Source organism: Luteimonas kalidii, assembly GCF_029887935.1.
Classification (GTDB): domain Bacteria; phylum Pseudomonadota; class Gammaproteobacteria; order Xanthomonadales; family Xanthomonadaceae; genus Luteimonas; species Luteimonas kalidii.
Map to the genome: position 1 here is coordinate 219886 of NZ_JARXRO010000016.1, position 19837 is coordinate 239722.

At 70.1% G+C, this 19837-nt stretch carries 8 protein-coding genes and 1 pseudogene; 1 reads left to right on the top strand and 8 read right to left on the bottom strand.

What is annotated here, in order from left to right; genetic code table 11:
• Positions 1-147 precede the first annotated feature (147 nt).
• Genes QFW81_RS10840 through QFW81_RS10850 form a run of 3 tightly spaced genes read right to left on the bottom strand, consistent with a single transcriptional unit; the run spans position 148 to position 7237 of the window.
• On the bottom strand, positions 148-2598 hold the full coding sequence (locus QFW81_RS10840; protein ID WP_280578789.1) for a glycoside hydrolase family 95 protein: 2451 nt from the start codon (positions 2596-2598) through the stop codon (positions 148-150).
• A gap of 3 nt (positions 2599-2601) precedes the next feature.
• Positions 2602-5463 (bottom strand): TIM-barrel domain-containing protein, encoded by a 2862-nt coding sequence (locus QFW81_RS10845; RefSeq protein WP_280578790.1) that lies wholly within the window; start codon positions 5461-5463, stop codon positions 2602-2604.
• Between the two features lie 4 nt (positions 5464-5467).
• Complete coding sequence (locus QFW81_RS10850) at positions 5468-7237, bottom strand: DUF5597 domain-containing protein (protein ID WP_425604021.1); 1770 nt, start codon at positions 7235-7237, stop codon at positions 5468-5470.
• A 143-nt stretch (positions 7238-7380) separates the two neighbouring features.
• Between QFW81_RS10850 and QFW81_RS10855 the strand changes: the two genes are divergently transcribed.
• Complete coding sequence (locus QFW81_RS10855; RefSeq protein ID WP_280578791.1) at positions 7381-7632, top strand: hypothetical protein; 252 nt, start codon at positions 7381-7383, stop codon at positions 7630-7632.
• A gap of 293 nt (positions 7633-7925) precedes the next feature.
• Here QFW81_RS10855 and QFW81_RS10860 read toward each other — a convergent pair whose 3' ends face one another.
• The 5 genes and pseudogenes from QFW81_RS10860 to QFW81_RS10880 form a co-directional block, all read right to left on the bottom strand.
• A complete protein-coding gene (locus QFW81_RS10860; RefSeq protein ID WP_280578817.1) occupies positions 7926-9740 on the bottom strand; it encodes a sialate O-acetylesterase in 1815 nt (604 codons plus the stop codon).
• Between the two features lie 269 nt (positions 9741-10009).
• On the bottom strand, positions 10010-12256 hold the full coding sequence (locus QFW81_RS10865; RefSeq protein ID WP_425604022.1) for a WD40/YVTN/BNR-like repeat-containing protein: 2247 nt from the start codon (positions 12254-12256) through the stop codon (positions 10010-10012).
• Positions 12257-12877: 621 nt separating this feature from the next.
• Complete coding sequence (locus QFW81_RS10870; RefSeq protein ID WP_331488080.1) at positions 12878-13699, bottom strand: ribonuclease H-like domain-containing protein; 822 nt, start codon at positions 13697-13699, stop codon at positions 12878-12880.
• Positions 13700-13806: 107 nt separating this feature from the next.
• Positions 13807-16149 (bottom strand): annotated as a pseudogene (locus QFW81_RS10875) (DEAD/DEAH box helicase); the annotation flags it as partial.
• A gap of 486 nt (positions 16150-16635) precedes the next feature.
• Complete coding sequence (locus QFW81_RS10880) at positions 16636-19812, bottom strand: TonB-dependent receptor (RefSeq protein ID WP_280578793.1); 3177 nt, start codon at positions 19810-19812, stop codon at positions 16636-16638.
• Positions 19813-19837: the final 25 nt, after the last annotated feature.

A 19837-nucleotide genomic window follows, 5' to 3' on the forward strand; every position in this document is an offset into this window, starting at 1 on the left:
GACCGCCGCCGCACCGCGACTGGATGACTGCGCTGTCATCCAGCGCGCTATCGTAGCCCGACAGTCCCGCCGGAGCGTTCGTGCATCGCAGCATTCGGCGGCGGTTGCGGCTGAAACCGGCATGTGCATTGCGCGCCAGTGCCGCGTTCATGCGCGTACCAGCGCGCCGTCGCGCCACGCCAGGGTGGCGCTCTCGCCTGCCGCAAGCGCCAGTGCGATCCCGCGCCCGCGATGGTCGACCCGATAGTCGCCGCCGCGCTCGCTGCGCAGGACCGCTGCCTCGACGACGCCGTCCCGCCAGGACAGGTCAAGGCGCGCGGCGTTGCGCACCGGCACCCCGTGCAGCGTGCCCGTCGGCCAGTCGCGCGGCAATGCCGGCAGCAGGAACACGGCGCCGCCCCAGCTCTGCACCAGCATCTCGGTGATGCCCGCCGTGCCGCCGAAGTTGCCGTCGATCTGGAACGGCGGATGGGCGTCGAACAGGTTCGGATAGGTGCGCGACGGGCTCAGCAGCATGCGCAGGATCTTCATCGCGCGCTCGCCATCGCGCAGGCGCGCCCACAGGTTCAGGCGCCAGCCGATGCCCCAACCGGTCGCCTCGTCGCCGCGGATCTCCAGCGAGCGACGCGCGGCTGCCACCAGCTCCGGGGTATCGCGCGGGTTGATCTGGCTGGACGGGTGCAGCGCGTACAGGTGCGAGACGTGGCGGTGGTCCATCTCCGGCGCGTCCATGTCCCAGTCGTCCTGCCATTCCTGCAGCTGGCCGGCACGGCCGATCCGGTGCGGCGGCAGGCGTTCGCGCAGGCGCCGCAGGCGCTGCGCGAAGTCGGCATCGATCTGCAGCAGCGCCGCGGCCTCGATGCACTGCCCGAACAGGTCGCGCAGGAGTTGCGCGTCCATCGACGGGCCGGTGCACAACGCGGCCCCGTGCGGATGCACGTTCTCCGGCGAGATCGAGGGTGCCGTGACCATCGCGCCGGTGTGCGGATCCTCGACCAGGGTGGCTTCGAAGAACTCCGCCGCGCCACGGAACAACGGGTAGATGCGACGCAGGTAGGCCACGTCGCGCCCGTAGTCCCAGCGATCCCACAGGTGCTGCAGCAACCAGGCGCCGCCCAGCGGCCACAGGCCCCACTGCGCGCCGTCGATCGGCGCGGTCGCGCGCCACAGGTCGGTGTTGTGGTGCACCACCCAGCCCGGCGCGCCGTACATGCGGCGCGCGGTCTCGCGTCCGCGTTCGGCCAGTTCGAACACCATGCGTTCCAGCGGCTCGACGCATTCGGCCAGCGCGCCCGACTCGGCCGGCCAGTAGTTCATCTCGGTGTTGATGTTGATCGTGTACTTGCTCTCCCACGGCGGCTGCAGCAGGTCGTTCCACACGCCCTGCAGGTTCGCCGGCTGGCTGCCGGCGCGCGAGCTGGCGATCAGCAGGTAGCGGCCGAACTGGTGGTAGAGCGCGGCGAGCGCAGGATCGACCGCATCGGCAAAGCGCGCGACGCGTTCGTCGGTGGGAAGCTGCGCGAGCTCGACCGGTGTGGCCCCGAGGTCGATCTCGACGCGCCGGAACAGCGTGCGGTGCGCCGCGACATGATCGTCGTGCAGGTCCTGCCACGAGCGCGCGGCGGCGCGCGCGAGCTGGTCCCGGGTGATCGCGTCCGGATCGCCGGAGACATCGTCGTAGCGGCGGAAGCTGGTGGCCGCGGTGAGCAGCAGCACCACCTCGTCGGCGTCGCGCACCTCGATGCGGCCGTCGCGCTGCTGCAGGGTGCCGCCGACAGGGAGTACCCGTAGACGCGCGGCGAAGCGCAGGCGCCCGTCCACGCCGAAGGCGGCCTCGTTGCGGCCGCGCAGCAGCAGGCCCGCGTCGCCGTCGGCGTCCACCGTCGCGCTGGGCTGGTCGCTCGCCAGGCCGATGCGCAGCGAGATGCGCCCCGGCGTGTCGCCCGACAGCCGCATCGCCAGGCACTGGTCGACCGGCGAGACGAACACCTCGCGCCGGTGCTGCAGGCCGCGCGCCTCGAAAGTGGAGGTGGCGAGCGCGCGGTCCAGGTCCAGCTCGCGGCGATAGCCGTTGGTCTCGGCGATCTCGAAGAAATCCAGCACCAGGTCGCCGAGCGGCTGGTAGGGCATCTGCTTCGGCGGCCGGCCGAGCATGGTGGCGTTCGCCAGCGCCTCGGCCTCCGCGTAGCGGCGCGCGAACAGCAGGCGCCGCACCTCCGGCAGTGCCTCGAGCGCGCCGAGCGGAGTGGGGTCGTAGGGGCCGCCGGCGTAAAGCGTGTCCTCGTTGAGTTGCAGGCGCTCGTGCTTGCCGCCGCCCCAGACCATGGCGCCGAGCCGGCCGTTGCCGAGCGGCAGCGCCTCGACCCACTGCGTGGCCGGGCGCGGATACCACAGCCGCAGCTCCTCCCACGACGTGCCGCCCCCAGCAGCACCAGTCTGCGCAGCGGCCGGGTTGGCGCCGGTCGCGACGGTGGCAGCCGCAGGCGTGGCTGCCACCGCCTCGCCGCGGCCGAAGCCCGCCGCCGCGCCGCCGCCCGCCACCGCCGCCAGCGCGGCGGCCCGGAGCGCCTCGCGGCGGCGCGGGTCGAACGCCGCCATGCGTCAGCCCTTCGCCGGCCGCGCCACGACCTGCGCCGAGCCGTCGTAGGTGACGGTGGCGTCGGCCGCAGGCTCCAGCGCGCCGTTGTCGCCACGCGGTCCGTCGATCCAGCGGACGCGGATCTCGCGCGACTGCGCCATGCCGGGATACGAACCCTCGCGCGCACCGATGGTCAGCTCGCCGCGCGCCTGGTTCCACGCCAGCGGGATGCGGCTGGACTCACCGCGCTCGTAGCCGTAGCTGCGCCCGGCATCCTCGTACAGCGGGAAGCTGCCGTCCGCGCCGGTGTAGACCTCGATGGTCAGCGGCGCATCGGGCTGCTCGTCCACGTACTGCTGCACGACGGTGCGCGGCACGATCGAGCCGGCACGCACGAACAGCGGCATGCGCTGCAGCGGCGCGGCGGCGGTGATGCTCTGACCGCCCTCGTGCCGCTGGCCGGTCTCGAAGTCGATCCACTGCGCGCCAGCCGGCAGGTAGACCTCGCGGCTGGTGGCCCTGAACTCGGTCACGGGCGCGACCAGGAAGGCCGGCCCGAACAGATACTGGTCGGCAACGTCGCGCGCCTTCGCGTCCTCCGGGAAGTCCATCGCCAGCGCGCGCAGGATGGTGCCGTCCGCATGCCAGGTGTCACCGGCCAGGGTGTAGATGTACGGCAGCAACGTGTAGCGCAGCTTGAGGTAGTGCACGAAGCTGTCGTAGTGCGGCGTGCCTTCGGGCGCGATCTCCCAGATCTCGCGATAAGGAAACTGACCGTGCAGGCGGAAGATCGGCACGAATGCGCCGTGCTGGAACCAGCGCAGGCTGAGCTCGCGCCATTCGGGAAGGTGCGCCGGGTCCTTCTGCTCGTAGCGGCGCTCGGGCGAGAACCCGCCGATGTCGAAGCTGACGTTCGGCGCGCCGGCCATCGAGGCGTTGACCAGCCCCGAAATCTGCTCGCGGTAGTCCTCCCAGCGCGGCACGATGTCACCGCTCCAGAACGCCGCACCCGCACGCTGCTGGCCCGCGAAGTACGCGCGCGACAGGATGAACACGCGCTTGTCCGGCTCCACCTCGCGCGAACCGCGGTAGACGCCTTCAGAATGCGGCAGCGGGTAGGCGTTGAAGTACTCCACCGACGAGCCCAGCGCATTCGGCATCGTGCGCGCCTTGCGCTCGCCGATGTCGATGTTGCTGTGCAGATCGGGCTCGGTCGCGTCCAGCCACCAGGCATCGAAGCCCTTGCTGTTGAGCTTCGTGTTCACCTGGCGCCAGAAGATGTCCTGCGCTTCGGTCGTGTACGGATCGTAGAACGAGTTCAGGTAGCCCTTGCCGATCCAGTCCAGCTCCCCCACCTCGACGTTGCGGGTGTACATGTAGCCTTTGGCCGCGAGCTCCTTGTAGTGCTCGGTGGTCGGGTAGAACTTCGGCCACACCGAGATCATGATCTGCGCGTTCTGCTCGTGCACGTGGTCGACCATGCCGTCGGGATCGGGGAAGTTGGCCGGGTCGAAGTCGTGCGAGCCCCAGGCGTCCTCGGGCCAGTACGACCAGTCGAGCACGATGTTGTCGATCGGCAGCTTGCGGCGGCGGTACTCGTCCAGCACGTCGGTCAGTTCGGCCTGGGTCTTGTAGCGCTCGCGGCTCTGCCAGAAGCCGTAGGCCCACTTGGGCAGCAGCACCGCCTTGCCCGTGAGCGTACGGTAGCCGGCGATCACGCCGTCGGCGTCGTCCGCGGCCACCACGTAATAGTCGATCAGCTGCGCGGCCTCGGACCAGATCGACAGGTCGCCGGCTTCGTCGGCCGGCAGCGGGTCGCGGCCCTGCAGCGCGAGGTAGGCCGGCTCGATCCGGTCCCACTCGATGCGGATGTCGTGCCTGCTTCCGGCCTGGAGGTCGAGCGCGAACTCGTGGTGCCACGGGTTCCAGTTCTGGCGCCAGCGGTCGATCACCAGCTTGTCGTCCACGTAGAGCTTGGCGTACTCGCTGTTGTACAGCGAGAAGGTGTGCCGGCCGGATGTGCGCGCGGCGATCTGTCCTTCCCACACGACGTCGCTGCGCCCGCCCTGGGCCAGGTTCTTGCCTGCCTCCGGGAACGCTTCGAGGCTGGATATGAACTGGTAGTCGATCTGCTCCTCGCGCCGGACCAGCTTGACGTCGCCCTCGATCGAATAGGTCGCCGTCAGCGCGCCTTCCTTCCCGTCCTTGTCGTACAGCGTCACCACCTCGCCGATCTGGCGCAGACCGCGCGGATCGCCGTAGCGGGTGATCGAGTTGTTGTCCCAGAGGATGCCGTAGTGGCGGCTCGAGGTCAGGTAGGGGATCGCGTTGTCGATGTTGTGCTGGAGCAGCTCGACATCGCGGCCCTTGAGGTTCATCCAGCCCTGCTGGTGAAGTCCGGTGCCGTAGAGGCCTTCGTCGTCGTTGGATTCGAAGCGCTGGCGCACGCTGACGTACTGGCGCCCGTCGAACTCGGCCGGCGTGAACGTGCGGCCGCCCGCCACTTCCGAGACCAGCGGCTTGCCGGCCGCGTCGAAGAACGCGACCTGGCCGTCGGCCAGCGAGACCGTCGCGGAGATGCCCGGCGCCACCACGCGCACGGCATCGCCGGCCTCCTGCACCTCGAACGCCGGCGCAGCGCCCTCGCGCGCCACCCGCATCAGGCTCGGCGAGCGCTCGAAGTCGCCATCGGCATCGGCGGTCACGCGCAGGATGTGGCCGTCCACCACCTGCAGCCGCACCGGCGCTGCGCCGGCCTGCGTCGGCTGCACCACGACGCCGTCGCCGGCGCGCTCCCAGCCGGATGCCGCGTGTGCGAGACCGCAGGCCAGGGACAGGGCCAGTGGCAGGGCCAGTGGCCGCGGGAAGCGGGAGAGTCGGGTCATGGCGTCAGGGCTCCTGGGGTTGCGCATCGGTCTTCGTGGGATAGGTGGCCAGGGTCACGCGCAGCAGCTGCGTGGCCTCGGAGAAGTTGAGTCCGTAGTCGGTCTGGTCGCCGTTCCAGTTGCGGTGGAACTCCCACGTCGTGTCGACGTAGCGCCCTTCCTCGACCCGGTCGTAGATCAGCGCCACGCCCTCGCGCGCCGGGTGGATCGTCACCCGCGCGTGCATGCCCGTGACCAGGAACTCGTCCGGACCGAGTTCGGCGATCAGCGCACCGCCGATCGGCTCGGGGTTGCCGGGCGGCACGCCCTGGAACCAGAAGTGCGGCAGTCCATAGGCGATCGTGGCATTCCAGCGGTCGTTGAGCCGGATCTGCTGCTCGGTCACGCCGGGCGCCTCGGACACGCCATGCAGCCGGCCTTCGGACGCGGCCCCGGCGAACACGCGCATGCCGAGGTTGATCCGTGCGAACGCCTGCGCGAACGGCGCGATGGTCTCGGGCGTGGTGCGCTTCGCGCCCAGCGGCCAGTTGCCGTAGGGCGTGTAGTCCATGCCGAAGGGCACCCAGCCGATGCCGTCGTGGCCCAACGCGGCGAACAGGTAGCGCGCGTAGGCCGGCGTGTTGCCGGTCTCGGACACGAACAGCGCATTGTCCGGCCGCGCGTAGCGCTCGAGCACCGTGGTGTAGAGCAGGTGCTCGGGCATGTAGATGTCGGGCGCCAGCAGATCGATATGCGGGGCCGCCGCCTTGTACACGTCGAGCATGTTGTCGGTCGGCCCGCCGCTGGCGTACTGCCCGGGCTGGCCCGGGTTGAAGGGCCCGCGCAGGGCGGCGTTGACGTACATCGGCAGCGGATACTCGGCCTTGCCGGCCTCGGCCACCTGGTCGATGTAGCGGGCGATGTGCCAGGCGTGGAAGGTCTCGTCGGCGTCGGTGCCGAATACCTCGCGCCAGGTACCGGGCGACTTGCCGAGGTGGGTGAGCAGCGCTTCCGGGACCGCCCCTTCGAAGATCTCCTGCGCCATCGGCGAGAAGTCGCGCACGCCGCCGTAGGTGCCGGGCTCGTTCTGCGGCTGCACCATGATCACCGTGCGCTGCGCGTCGTGCTCGCGCAGGTGCGCCATCAGCCGCGCGAAGGCCCTGCGGTCGGCGTCGAGCGTGGCCTGCGCATGCGGTGAGAGCGAGTTCAGCACCACGCCGTCCTCGCGCACCAGGCGCGGGAAGCGCGCGTTGTCGAGCTTCACCCAGCGCGGCGCGTAGTTGGGCCCGTTGTTCTTCCAGGTCGCGAACCACAGCAGGATCAGCCGCTTGTCGTGCGCGCGTGCCTGTTCCAGCAGATGGTCGACGAAGGAGAAGTCGAACCTGCCCTCTTCCGGTTCCAGCTGCTCCCAGGCGATCGAGATCGAGAGCGTGTTCGCGCCGAGGTCTTCGAGCGCCGGCCACACCTGCTTCAGCGGTTCGGGATAGTTGCTGGAATTGTGCGCCTGCCCGCCCAGGACGAGGAACGGCGCTCCGTCGACGATCAGGGCGTGCTTGCCGTCCTTGCTTTCGAAGCGGGGAATGGGACGTTCGCCGGTGATGCCGTCGTTGCCGGCGGCCGCACTTCCAGCGTCGCCCGCGGGGTCGGCACCCGTGCTCGCGTCGGGCGCGGAGGCATCGGCAGGCTCGGCGGGCTGGCGCTGGCAGCCGGCCAGCACGAGAGCCGCCACGGCGAACAGCGCGAGCAGCGCACTGCGCGGCTGGCGGTCTCCCGATCCGGGTCGCGCGGCGGCCATGGGCATTCCCTTCATTGCGTTCTCCCGGGGCATGGCCTGTGCGCTGTTGCTGTTGCTGTTGCTGTTGGTGTCGCTGCTGCCTTGGCTTTTCGAGCCGTAAAGCGAGCCGTGCATCGCAGGGCGGCGGGGCCGGAGAGCGGCCCATGTCTGAGCGCAGCGAGTTTGGGCCGCGTGCCCCGCCGCCCGAGAAGCGCAGGGGACCGGACTGGCGCAGCCAGTCCGGATCGCGTCCGGCGGAGGCGGTTTTGGTGACTTTTGCCAAGACAAAAGTCACCCGCGCGACAGCGCGGAAGCTGTTGCGCTTGATCTTCGCAGTGGAACTCCGGTTCATCAGCGCGAACAGCAAACATCCAGAAGCAGAGCGTTCGGTCGCTTCGCGCCCGAGTTCCTTTTGAAGGGCCAAAAGGAACCAAAAGCCCCTTCACCGGACGCGAGCCGTCGCGGCTGCGCCGCGCCGGTCCCCTGCGCTCCTCGCCGGCGCTGGCACGGCGCCCAAACTCGCTGCGCTCAGACATGGGCGCCTCTACGTCCACCACCGGCTGCGGTGCTCGGCTCGCTTTACGGCTCGAAAGGACAACTGCAACAGCAAGAACAGACACAGAAGCAGAAGCAGAGGCAGAGGCAGAGGCAGCTTCTACCGCATCGCGCAGCGAAAATTCCACCGGCGCCGTCTCTTCCATCGACATCCTCACCAGTCGTCGCTCCGGAACGGCGACGCCGGCAATCCGCTCGCGCCGACCAGATTGGCGTCCACCGGCGCATCGCTCCACGCGTAGCGCACCGCAACGGGTGCAGCCACGGCATCGCTGCGCACGATCACGCGATCGCCTTCGATCGAGGCGGTGGCCGGGTGGAAGCGGCGGTCGGCGCCGGCGAGCTGGAAACCCTGCAGCGCGCCGCCACCGCGCACCGCCAGGCCGTCGGCGTCGAAGGACAGTTGCGCGGCGCCGCCGGCGAACTGCGCGTCCGCGAACACAGGTCCCTGGTCGACCACGGACGCGCCATAGGCCACGCGCCGCGCGGCAAGCCCCAGGCGCTTGCCCACGTCCTGCTTGTTCGTGGGATGGATGTCGTCGACATCGCCGATGTCGATCGCCACCGCCTGGCCCGTCGCCGGGAGCGAGAGCGTGGCGCTCTGCGATTCGCGCAGCACCGCCCAGGGGCTGGAATCGCCCTCGTCGCCACCCGAATGCCAGCTCGCCAGCTGCACCCACAGGAACGGCAGCGCCGGCGCATCGAACTGCGCGCGCCATTGCCGGATCATGTCCGGGAACTGCTGCCGGTAGGCCAGCGCCTGCTCGACGCTGCCGGCATTGGCTTCGCCCTGGTACCAGATCACGCCGCGTACCGGCAGCGGCTGCAGCGGGTGGATCATGGCGTTGTACAGCAGGGTCGGGCGCTGGTTCTTGTCGTCGTCGAGCGCGAGCGCGGTGACCTGTGCGGGACGGAAGGCCCACGCACCGTCCAGCGGCCGGCGCGCCCCGCCCTCGGGCTGCAGGAACAGTTCGTCGGAAGGCCCGTGGATTCCACCGCCACCGCCGGTGTCGGTCACGCGCACCGCGACCGTGTTCGCGCCGGCGCGCAGCGCGGACGCCGGCACCGGATAGACGCGCGCCAGGTTGTACTGCGATTCGGTGGTGCCGACCTCGACGCCGTTGACCCAGGTGGTGTCGGTGTCGTCGATGCGGCCGACGCCGAGCGTGAGCCCGCGCCCGGCCTCCGCGGCGCTCAGCTCGAACGTGGTGCGGTACCAGGCCACCCCGTCCATCCCGTTGTAGCCGCCGGTTTCCCACAGGCCGGGCACCGCGATGGCGGTCCAGCCGGTGGTGTCGAGCTCGGTCGCCTGCCAGCCGCTGTCGTCCGCAGGCAGGTGCCAGCGCGCCAGGTGTTCGCGCGCCTGCGCCAGTGCACGTTCGTCGTCTGCCTTCAGCGTCTCGGCCAGCGCCGCCTGCGCATCCCCGTCGATGCCCTGCGTGGCGGCATCCATCCACGCCTCGATCGCGCTGCCGCCCCAGGTGCTGTCGATGATGCCGATCGGCACGCCCTCGCTGCGGCGTAGTTCACGCGCGAAGAAATGCGCCACTGCGGAGAACTCGCCGGCTACCGCCGGCGACGAGGCGATCCATTCGCCGCCGGCCAGCTGCCACTCGGGCGTGCCGGACCAGGACTTGGGAATCTTGAAATGGCGGATCAGCGGATCGGTGGCACGCGCGATCTCCGCCTGCGCGTCGGCGGACTGGCTGATCGGCCACTCCATGTTCGACTGGCCCGATGCCAGCCACACGTCGCCGACCAGCACGTCGCGCAACTCGCGCGGGGCCTGGCCGTCGTCGATCCGCATCGCGTAGGGGCCGCCTGCCTTGCGCGCCGGCAGCGACACACGCCACGCGCCATCGGCGCCGGCGGTGGCATGCGCGCGGTCGCCGTCGAACGCGACCTCGACGCGTGCACCCGGCTCGGCAAGTCCCCACACCAGGATCGGCCGTTCGCGCTGCAGCACCATGCCGTCCGCGAACACGCGCGGCAGTTCGACCGCATGCGCGGCGCCGGTCGCGGCCAGCAGGCAGGCGGCGGTTGCGAACAGGTGCGCCGGGTTCGCAGCGTCGCGCCTCCTGCCCTTGGCGCACTCCCGTCCGCCTGCGGCACCTGACCGGTCCGGTGCAGCGCACCGGGCGTTCGGTCGAGCTGCGCGGCAGTGCCGCGCAGGCAGGTCGCCCTCATCCCCCGCGAGCGGGGGAAGGAAGCCCCATGCCGTCCAGTTCTTCGCTTGCGTCATTGCGGATCTCCGTACCAGATGCCCCGGCCTTCGGTACCGAAGTAGACGCGGCCGTGCAGACGCGGATCTCCGGTGACGTGGCGCATGACGCCGCCGAAGCGCATGCCGTCGTGATCGATGCGACGCCAGCGGCGGCCGTTGTCGTCGGAGCGGTGCAGGCCGAGTGTGCCGTCGATCTCGCCGAACACAAACAGCACACGCGGCTCGCCTTCGCGCGCCGGCTTGCCGAGCCCGACCGAGTGCGCGACGTCCACGCCGGGCAGGCGCACGAGCGCGCCGTCCGTCCAGTGCAGCAGGCCGCGTCCCGCCGCCGCGATCCACGCCTCGCCGCTGCGCACCGGATGGGGACGCAGCGCGATGCGGCGGCTGACGCCACCTTCCAGCGGGCCGTCCGCGTCGCGTGCGCGCACGTCGAGCGCCGCGAAGCGCAGCCCGCCATCCTCACTGCGGTAAAGCCTGCCGGAGGTCTGATCGTAGGCAATGAAGACTTCCGGATCGACGCGATCGGCTTCCACCACCGCCGTGTCAGGCAGACCATCGACGCGGCGCCAGTGCGCGCCCCGGTCCGCGCTGTGCCAGTGCCCGCCGCCGCGCACCTGCCACACGATCCGGACGGCGTCCGCCGACAGTGCGATGTGGCCGGCGCCCTCGCCTTCGGGCGGCTCGCTGGCGAACGCCGTCCAGCTGCGTCCGCCGTCGTCCGACCAGGCGCCGCGCACCGCGCCCTCGGGCCGGTTGTGGAAGTAGCCGCTGCGCACCATGCGCTGCGGTGCCTGCCCGGCCCAGGCGAGGCTTTCGGTGTTGGAGAAGCGCACGCCGGTGAAGCGCTGTTGCGGCACGTCGAGGTCGTCGTGCACGAAGCCGTCCACGTCGCCCAGCCCGCTCACCAGGTGCGCGCCCTGCGGCGGGCTCGCCAGCACCAGCGGCACGGTTTCCTCGAAGCCGGCCTGCGGGAAGTCCCACTGCAGCGTGCCGCCCGCGTCGAACGCGCGCGCGTTGCGCGACGCCCAGATGCCGTAGCCGGTGACGAACCAGATGCGGTCGGGATCGTGCGGGTCGATCTCGATATCCGCCATCCAGTGCGGCTTCGCATCCATCGTCCACGGCGCGCCGGCGTGGTCGAAGCGCGAACGCGCGAACATCGGCGTCCACGACGCGCCGCCGTCGGTGCTGCGATACAGGTCGTCACCCGGCGAGTAGCGCCGGAACGTGCTGGCGACGAGGATGTCCGGGTCCTGCGCATCCACCGCCACCGCACCCCAGCCGAAGCCGCGGCCGCCGGCGCTGGTCGACTGCGGCACCGGGGTGATGTCGGTCCAGCGGTCGCCGGCGGGATCGAACCGGTACACCGCGCCATCGGCCATGTGGTTCGGCCCCGGCTCGTCGCCGTAGCTCAGCAGCCAGCGCCCGTTCGCGTCGCGCGCCATGTGGCTCGGGCGCAGTCCGGTGGGCTGGCCCGGCACCGCCTGCCAGCTGCGCCCGCCGTCGTGCGAGCGGTAGATGCTGGCCTCCGGCGTCGACACGCCTGCATACAGTGTGCGCGACGCCCTGCCGTCGCCGCCGCTGGCCGGATCGAACACCACGAAGGCGATCCCGATCGGCACCTCGTCGCGGAAACCCATCGCCCAGGCCGAACGGGCGCGCGCGATGTCCGGGAAGCCCTCGACCTCCGCCCAGGTCGCGCCGGCATCGGTGCTGCGCCACAGGCCGTGCGCACGCGTGCCGAAGAACAGCACGCGGCCGTCGTTCGGGTCCACCGCCAGGCGTTCGCCGTTGCCGCGTCCCTGTTCGTTGCCGCCGAGCTTGAACGGCAGCGGCGTGCGCTCGAAGCTCGCGCCGCGGTCCCGCGAACGCAGGATCACGCCGGTGCTGCCGCGTTCGTGCAGGTAGGTGCCGACGGCGAGGTACAGGCGCTCGGGATCGGACGGATCGAGCGCGAGGCTCTCGACGCCGAAGCGGCCGCGGTCGTCGGCGCCCATCCAGTCCAGCAATGGGACCCAGCGCTGCGCATCGGCCTCCCAGCGATAGGCCCCGCCGATGTCGGTGCGTGCGTACAGCAGGCCCGGCGTGGAGGGGTGGAACACCAGCCCGGTGACGAAGCCGCCGCCGCCGATCGCGACGTTGCGCCAGCGATAGTCCGCTTGCGCGGGCAGGGCCGCCGCCATCGCCACGCACAGCAGCAGCGCCAGCCATGTCCATGCGGCCACGCGCCGCGTCCGCCGCACGCACCCTCCGCTCCACATCCTCATTCCGCCAGCACCCTCGCCCCAGCTGGTGATCGCCAGCAGCATAGGTGCGCGGGCCATTCCATACCAATGACGAAATCGGCATTGCGTATAGCCCGAGGGAATGCTGCAGTGCGAGAACACCACTGGCGCGACGTGGAGTCGCGTGTTTTGGCGATGGGTATCGCTGCATCGACCCCGGGGAAACGTTCTTGCCGGTCCACGCGGGTGGGGCCCGCGGTGTACCCGGGATCGGGACAGCCTCCCGGGTGCGCTGCGCTTACCCGGGCTACGGGCACCGGATGCAGCGGTGCATACGAATCGATGCGACTCGCGTAGCCCGGGTAAGGCCTCGGCCGCACCCGGGGAGCCGCGGTGGCCGTCCCGGGTGCGCTGCGCTTACCCGGGCTACGGGCACCGGATGCAGCGGTGCATACGAATCGATGCGACTCGCGTAGCCCGGGTAAGGCCCCGGCCGCACCCGGGGAGCCGCGGTGGCCGTCCCGGGTGCGCTGCGCTTACCCGGGCTACGGGCGTCGGGTGCAGCGCGGGTGCCTACGGATCGATGCGACTTGCGTAGCCCGGGTAAGGCCCCGGCCGCACCCGGGGGGTCGCATTGGCCATCCCGGTGCGCTGCGCTTACCCGGGCGACGGGTGCATCGTGGGCGCGTCCGATGCGTCGAACTGCGACAGCCGGTGGAAATGGACCAGCAGGCCCGCGAGGCTGCGCAGGTCCTGCGCGTTGTGGTCGCCGACCTTGCGCAGCTTCGCCGCGCTGCCGCCACGCAGGTAGGACAGCCAGGCCGCTGGCGCCTCCGCACCGGGCAGGTCGTCTTCGCGCACCACGCCCAGCAGCTGCCGTTCCACGGTGGCCAGGCGGCAGTTCTCCCACGCGCCGCGATAGCGCCGGCGGACCGGGTGCAGCAGGTCGATGTGGTCACGGCCGAGCACCGGATCGGCAAGACGGGCCAAGGTGTAGCGGGTGGTCAGCAGCGGCCGGTCGTAGCACTTGCCGTTGTAGGACAGCAGCACCGTGTCCGGTTCCAGCCAGCGCGCGAACTGCTGGAGCATCGCGTGTTCGGCGCCCATGGTGGTCATCAGCAGTTGCCGGATGCGCAGGCCGCCATCGCGCCAGTCGGCGGCGCCGATCATGAAGGCGCGGGTGCCGGTGCCACCGGCAAGGCCGGTGGTCTCGGTGTCGAACGCGAGGATGCGGTGGGTGTCGATCCGGTCCTGATCGAATGTGGCGAGGTTGAGCGCAGTCAGGTCCAGCCGCCCGGGCAGGCGCTCGAACGGCGCCCACTGCTCGATGTAGCGCAGCCCGGGCGCCAGTTCGTCGCCTGCCAGGCTGCGATCGAAACTCCGCACCGGTGCAAGGGCACGCGGGCGCAGGCCAAGCAGTTTGCGCAGCTGCGCCACCTGGTCGCTGGCGGTCTTCGCGAGGGGCGTGGCAGGCGGCATCGCATGCCCGCCGCTCGCTGATCCGCGCGGCGCGGCGGGCGACGCCGCTGGGCGCGCCGCCGCGCCCGCCTGCTGCCGCAACCCCGCCAGGCGTTTTGCGAGTGCGCTCAACCCGCATCTCCCAACAGTTCGAGCACCTGCTCGCCAGCCCCCTTGACCGACTTGCCGACAGATTCGCTGCTCGCCAGGATCGGCCCCACGCACGCGGGACACCCGTGCGCGCAGGGACACGACCGGATCAGGTCCAGCGCCTGCCGGCGTAACGCGTCGCGCTGCTCGAACAGCGGCAGCGACAGGCCGACGCCGCCGGGATAGTTGTCGTAGAGGAACAGCGTGGGCATGAACCCGCGCGTGGGATCCACCATCGCCTCGCCGCTCTCGCCGGACCGGACCTGCCCGCGTCCGGCCTGGTCGGCGGTGGCGAACCACGCGCCGTCGCCGCTGCCGACCGCCTTCTGCAGGTCGCGCCCTTCCGCCATCACCGACACCATCGCGACCAGGTGCAGCGCATAGGCGGCTGAGAGGAAGCCGTCGAGTGCGTCCTGCCGGCTGTCGAAGCGCCCATCGAGCACGTGCTGCGGCAACTGCCACCAGCACGCGGTGGTGTGCAGCTCCTGGTCCGGCAGGGTGACCGGCCCGTAGCCGATGTTTTCGTGGGTATGGAAGCGGATCTTCTTGTACCCCGAAACGCGCCGCAGCACGTGCACCTCGCCATGGTGCGCGCTGCCCTGCCCGGCCGGCGCGCGATCCGCCTCGTCGAGCACCTTGAGCTTGGTGTAGTCGATGGCGTCGGTGTAGTAGTCCACGTGCGTCTGCTGCACGTAGGCCTTGCGCCCCTCCCAGTCCAGGCGTTCGACCTGGTAGGGCTCGGACTGCACCATGTGGATCGCGCCCTCGTACAGCGTGAGCGCCGCGGCGGAGTAGTCGACCTCGGCGACGATCGTCTGGCGCCCGTTGGTGCGGTCGACCACGACGAAGTTGCCGTCGGCCACCGAGCGCAGGTTGACTGCCTGCGCCGGATAGCTGTCGGCGATCCACTCGAAGCGCCCGCCTTCCTGGTGCAGCACGCCGCTGTCCACCAGCACCTCCAGCCACGGGCCCGGATCCACCGGGCCGAATGCATCGCCGTCCGCGAACGGCAGCTCGAACGCCGCGCAGCGGATGTGGTCCATCAGGATCAGCGGCTGGTCGGGCGCGATCCGCGCCTGCTCGGGCGTGGCGCTGGCGAAGAACTCCGGATGCCGCACCACGTACTGGTCCAGCGGCTGGCTGCTGGCCACCAGCACGCCGATCGAAGGCTGCTGGCGCCGCCCCGCGCGCCCGAAGCGCTGCCAGGTCTGGGCGATCGAGCCTGGATAGCCATTGAGCACCACCACGTCCAGGCTGCCGATGTCCACGCCCAATTCCAGCGCGGAGGTGCTGACGATGCCGTCGATCTTCCCCGAACGCATCTCGCGTTCCACCTCGCGCCGCTCGGTGGGCAGGTAGCCGCCGCGATAGGCGCGGATGCGCCGCGGCTTGCGCGGGTCGTGGTCGAACACTTCCTTCAGGTACTTGGTGAGCACCTCGACCATCAGCCGCGACTGGCAGAACACCATCGTCTTCAGGCCCGACTTGATCGCCAGCCGCGCGATGCGGTTGGCCTGCGAGCGCGCCGAGGCCCGGATGCCCAGGTCCGGGTTCACCACCGGCGGGTTCCACAGCAGGATGTGTTTGTCGCCGGTGGGCGCGCCGCTTTCGGTGATCGCCTCGACCTCGTCCTCGATCAGCGCGCCCGCATGCTCGGCGGCATTGCCGATCGTCGCCGAGCACAGGATGAACTGCGGCCGCACGCCGTAGAACGCGCACACGCGCTTGAGCCGGCGGATCACGTTGGCCACGTGCGAGCCGAACACGCCGCGATACGTGTGCACCTCGTCGATCACAACAAAGCGCAGGTTCTCGAAGAACTGCGCCCACTTGGTGTGGTGCGGCAGGATCGCCTGGTGCAGCATGTCGGGGTTGCTGACCACGATGTCGCCATTGATCCGGATCGCCTGGCGTGCATCGCCCGGCGTGTCGCCATCGAAGGTCGCCGCGCGCAGTCCCAGCGCGCCTGCGGCATTGAGTTCCAGCAGTTCGGCCACCTGGTCCTGGGCCAGCGCCTTGGTCGGGAACAGGTACAGCGCCTTGGCGCGCTGCTCCAGCGCCGCACTGACCACCGGCAGCGTGTAGCACAGCGACTTGCCCGAAGCGGTGGGCGTGGCCACCACGACGTGGCGTCCGGCGCGCGCGGCCTCCCAGGCCTGGGCCTGGTGTGCATACAGCGAGCGGATGCCGCGCGCCTGCAGCGCCGCGGCCAGGGCGGGCGGCAGTTCGCGCGGCAGCGGCCGCAGGTCGGCCGGCTGGCCCGGAATCGTGAATTGCCCGGTGACGCGGTCGGCGTAGCGGTCGGCAAGCCGGCGCGCAAGCTGGCCGCCGGACGGAACGGGCGCCGGCAGCGGACGGGCGTGGAGGATGGCGTTCATGGGCGGCCCGGTGTGGGCGGCCCAGTGTTCCGCCGGCCTGTCTCACCAGGTGAGCCGGAGCCGCGACCGCCAGCCCGTGCCGACGGGAACAGGTTCATGGCTCGACCGGTGCCCGTGCGCTGTGTGTCGGGGTTCACGCGCCGAAGCAGGCCTGCGACCCGCGCCCCGAGCCCAGCCTCGCCGTGGCGGGTGGCCCTTTGTGGCGAAATCAAGGAGGAGACATCCGCCTGCAGGCGGATGTCGGGGGACATTCGTCGCAAAGGGCCGCCGGGCGCGGCGAGGCCCGTCAGGTCGTGACCACATCCGGCGGTGCCACCCGATCGCGGAATCGTCCTCCTTTGCTTCCGCACCGCGGCATTCCGGAACTGGCCCGCTTCGAAAAAAAAGCCGCGCGGCGAACCGCGCGGCCCCGTTCCGCACTCGGTCGCGTTACCAGCTCGCGCGCAGCACCGCCGAGTAGCGCCGGTCGTTCTCGAACCAGGCGCGGTTGTACAGCGTCTCGTCGACGAAGCCGTCGCGGCGGTAGCCACGCGGACCCATCAGCAGCTCGGTGGTGCTGTTGGTGATGTTGTTCACCTGCAGGCCCAGCTGGACGTTTTCGGTCAGGTTGTAGAAGAACGAGCCGTCGAGCTGGCCGTAATCGTCGTTCCACACCGGCTGGCGCATGGCCGGCATCACGTCGCTGCTGGTCAGCAGGTAACGCGAGCGCCAGTTGTACGCCAGGCGGAAGGACACCGGGCCGCGTTCAAAGATGCCGATCAGGTTGTAGCTGCGGCGCGACAGGCCTTCGAGCGGCAGTTCGAGCGCGACTTCGGGCACCGTCGGCGCGCCGGTGGGAATGCCCACGTCGACGTTCGTGCCGCCGGAGCTGTCCACGAACGTGTAGTTCGCCTGTACGCCCAGGCCCGGCAGGAAATCGAAGAACTGCGAATAGCCGAGCTCGAATCCCTTGATCCTGCCTTCGTCCAGGTTGCGCGTGCGATTCATCTGGTACAGGCGCCCATCGATGAGTTCGGTACCCAGCGACGTGGCGAAGTAGTCCTTGACGTCCTTCTTGAACAGCGTGATGTAGGCACTGTTGGCCGGGCCGAAGTACCACTCCAGTGCGGTGTCGAACTGGTTGGCGCGCATCGGCTTGAGCTCGGGATTGCCGCCGCTGCCGCTGTAGGCCAGGTCGTCGAACCCGCACAGTTCGTCGCGCAGCCCGTCCTCCCGCGCCTGGGCGCAGCCCGCCGCATTGGCCGACAGGGTGATCCAGTTCTGCATGAGGCGGAACTCCGGCCGGGCGATCGCCTTGGAAGCCGCGAAGCGCCACTGCAGACCATGGTCGAAGCGCACCCGCACATTCAGGCTCGGCAGTACGTCGGTGTAGGAGGTGTTGACCTGGCTGGTGAACGCCTGGCCGTAAAACGCCTCCCTCACCTCGGGCGCCACGTCTTCCACGTACGACCCGGTCATGTCGGGCAGGAGGCCGCCGCCCAGCGCCTTCACACTGGTCTTGACCACGCGTACGCCCACGTTGCCGTCGACGGGGTTGCGCAACTCGTCGTTGCCGAAGTACAGCACGCCATAGCCGGCCTGGGTGCGCTCGCGCTGCTCGTTGATCGCGTCGGGCGTGAAGCCGATCGGGCGCCATTGCGCACCGGGAATCGTCGCCAGTGTCCCGTTGACCCGGTCGATATCGACGAACCCGTCCTGCGCCGCCCAGAACTGGGTCGGCACATTGGCATCGCCACCAAAGAAGTCGTCCAGTGTGTAGAGCGCCGCTTCGGAGGGATAGAACTGGTCCAGCCACGCGACCGGCGGTCGGGTCGGGTCGGGGTTCTCGATCCGGTTCCAGTCGTCGCTGATGGGCTGCCAGTTGTAGGTGGTGGACTGGCTGGTGTACTCCCGGTCGGCCACGCGGAAGCCGAACCGGGCCAGGTTCAGCCAGCTGCTGTCGACGAAGTTGTATTCGAAGTCCAGCCGCCCGGCGCGCTCGTGGCCTTCGTTGTCGGCCAGGTGGTCCATCGCGGAGCGCCAGAAATAGGTGTCCTGTTGCAGGGCCCGCTCCGGGTTGTCGAGCGTCACCGACGGGTACTTGCCGGTGAGGTCGAGGGTGATGCCTTCCAGCAGGGTGGAGGTGTGCACCGAGAAATCCACCTGGTCGCTCTCGGCCTTCACGTACTGGAAGTCGCCGCGCATCAGGAAGTTGTCGGTGATGAAGTGCCGGAACCCGGCCGACCAGTCGGTGGTCTGCGAGGACTGGACGTTGTAGCGGTTGCCGGCCACGAACTGGATGCCCGGGCCCTGGTACATGCCGTTGGAGTCGTCCCCGGGCTGTCCGCGCCAGCCGCCCAGGCGGATGCTGCCGCGCAGGAAGCGGCCGTTCTCGTCGTACTCGAACTGCGTGCCCGGCATCGGGATCAGCCGGTTGGTCCGGTCCGCCAGGCCGTCGCCACCGTCGTAGGCGTTGCCGTAGTAGTTCGGGTCGCCGGTCCAGTTGTCGGTGTTGTTGGCCTCGCCCGCACCGGCGTACTCCATGAAGTGCTCGCGCCAGGTCATGTCGTACTTCGAGGTGATGAACTGGGTGTAGATCTCCGTGTCGTCGCTGGGGCGCCACTGGAACGCGAACGCACCGCCCTCGCGCGTGCGGTCGAAATCGGTGCGGCGCCAGTTCACGCCGCCCGGCACGAACACCTGGTCGCGCCCGCTGCCCTCCAGCAGCAGGTCGCGCTGGCTGTCCGACGACACCCACGCCTCCTGCTCCCAGTCGTACACATAACCTTCGCCGTTCGGCAGGCCTTCGGGCTGCTCGGCCGGCGTGCGCCCACGGCGCGAATACGGCTGGATCTGGATGCCATCGGACTGCGTGGCCAGCTCCGAATACGAGACGTTGGCCAGGAAGCCCATCTCGCCCACGCCGGTGTCCCAGCGGTCGCTGAACAGGAACGAAGCCGACGGCCGTGCGTCCTTGGCCTTGTCGCCGTAGTTGACGTCCACGCTGCCGGCGATCTTGCGCCCGGGCTCGTCGAACGGCATGCGCGTGCGAAGGTTGATGGTGCCGCCCAGGCCACCCTCGATGATCTCGGCCGAGGGATTCTTGTACACGTCCACGCCTGCCATCAGCTCGGCCGACACCTCCTCGAAGCTGATGCCGCGACCGCCGTTGGCGGTGAACACGTCGCGGCCGTTGAGTTCGCCGCGCACGAAGGTCAGGCCGCGGATCATCACGCCGCTGCCTTCGGCGGAGAAGTGGTCGGTATCGTCGCGCGCGGCGAAGCCGGTGACGGTCAGGCCGCTGATGCGCTTGAGGGTCTCGGTCACGCTGCGGTCGGGCAGCGCGCCGATGTCCTCGGCCGTGACCGAGTCGATGATCTGCGGCGCGTCCTGCTTGATGTCCTGGGCACGCATGACCGCGCCGCGGACGCCTTTCACCACGACCGCGTCGAGGTCGGTGGCGTCGGTCGGGGTGCGGGCCGGTGCATCCGCACTGGTGTTCTGGGCATGCAGCGGCGTGGACAGCAGCGCGGCCACGCCGAGGGCGATGGCACTGCGGCGGAACGTGCACAGGGTGTCGAAACCCGCCTGCCGGGCAGCCGGCTGGCGGTGATTGAGCGTTCGCATGGTGTTCCCTCCCGAGGAATGCGTC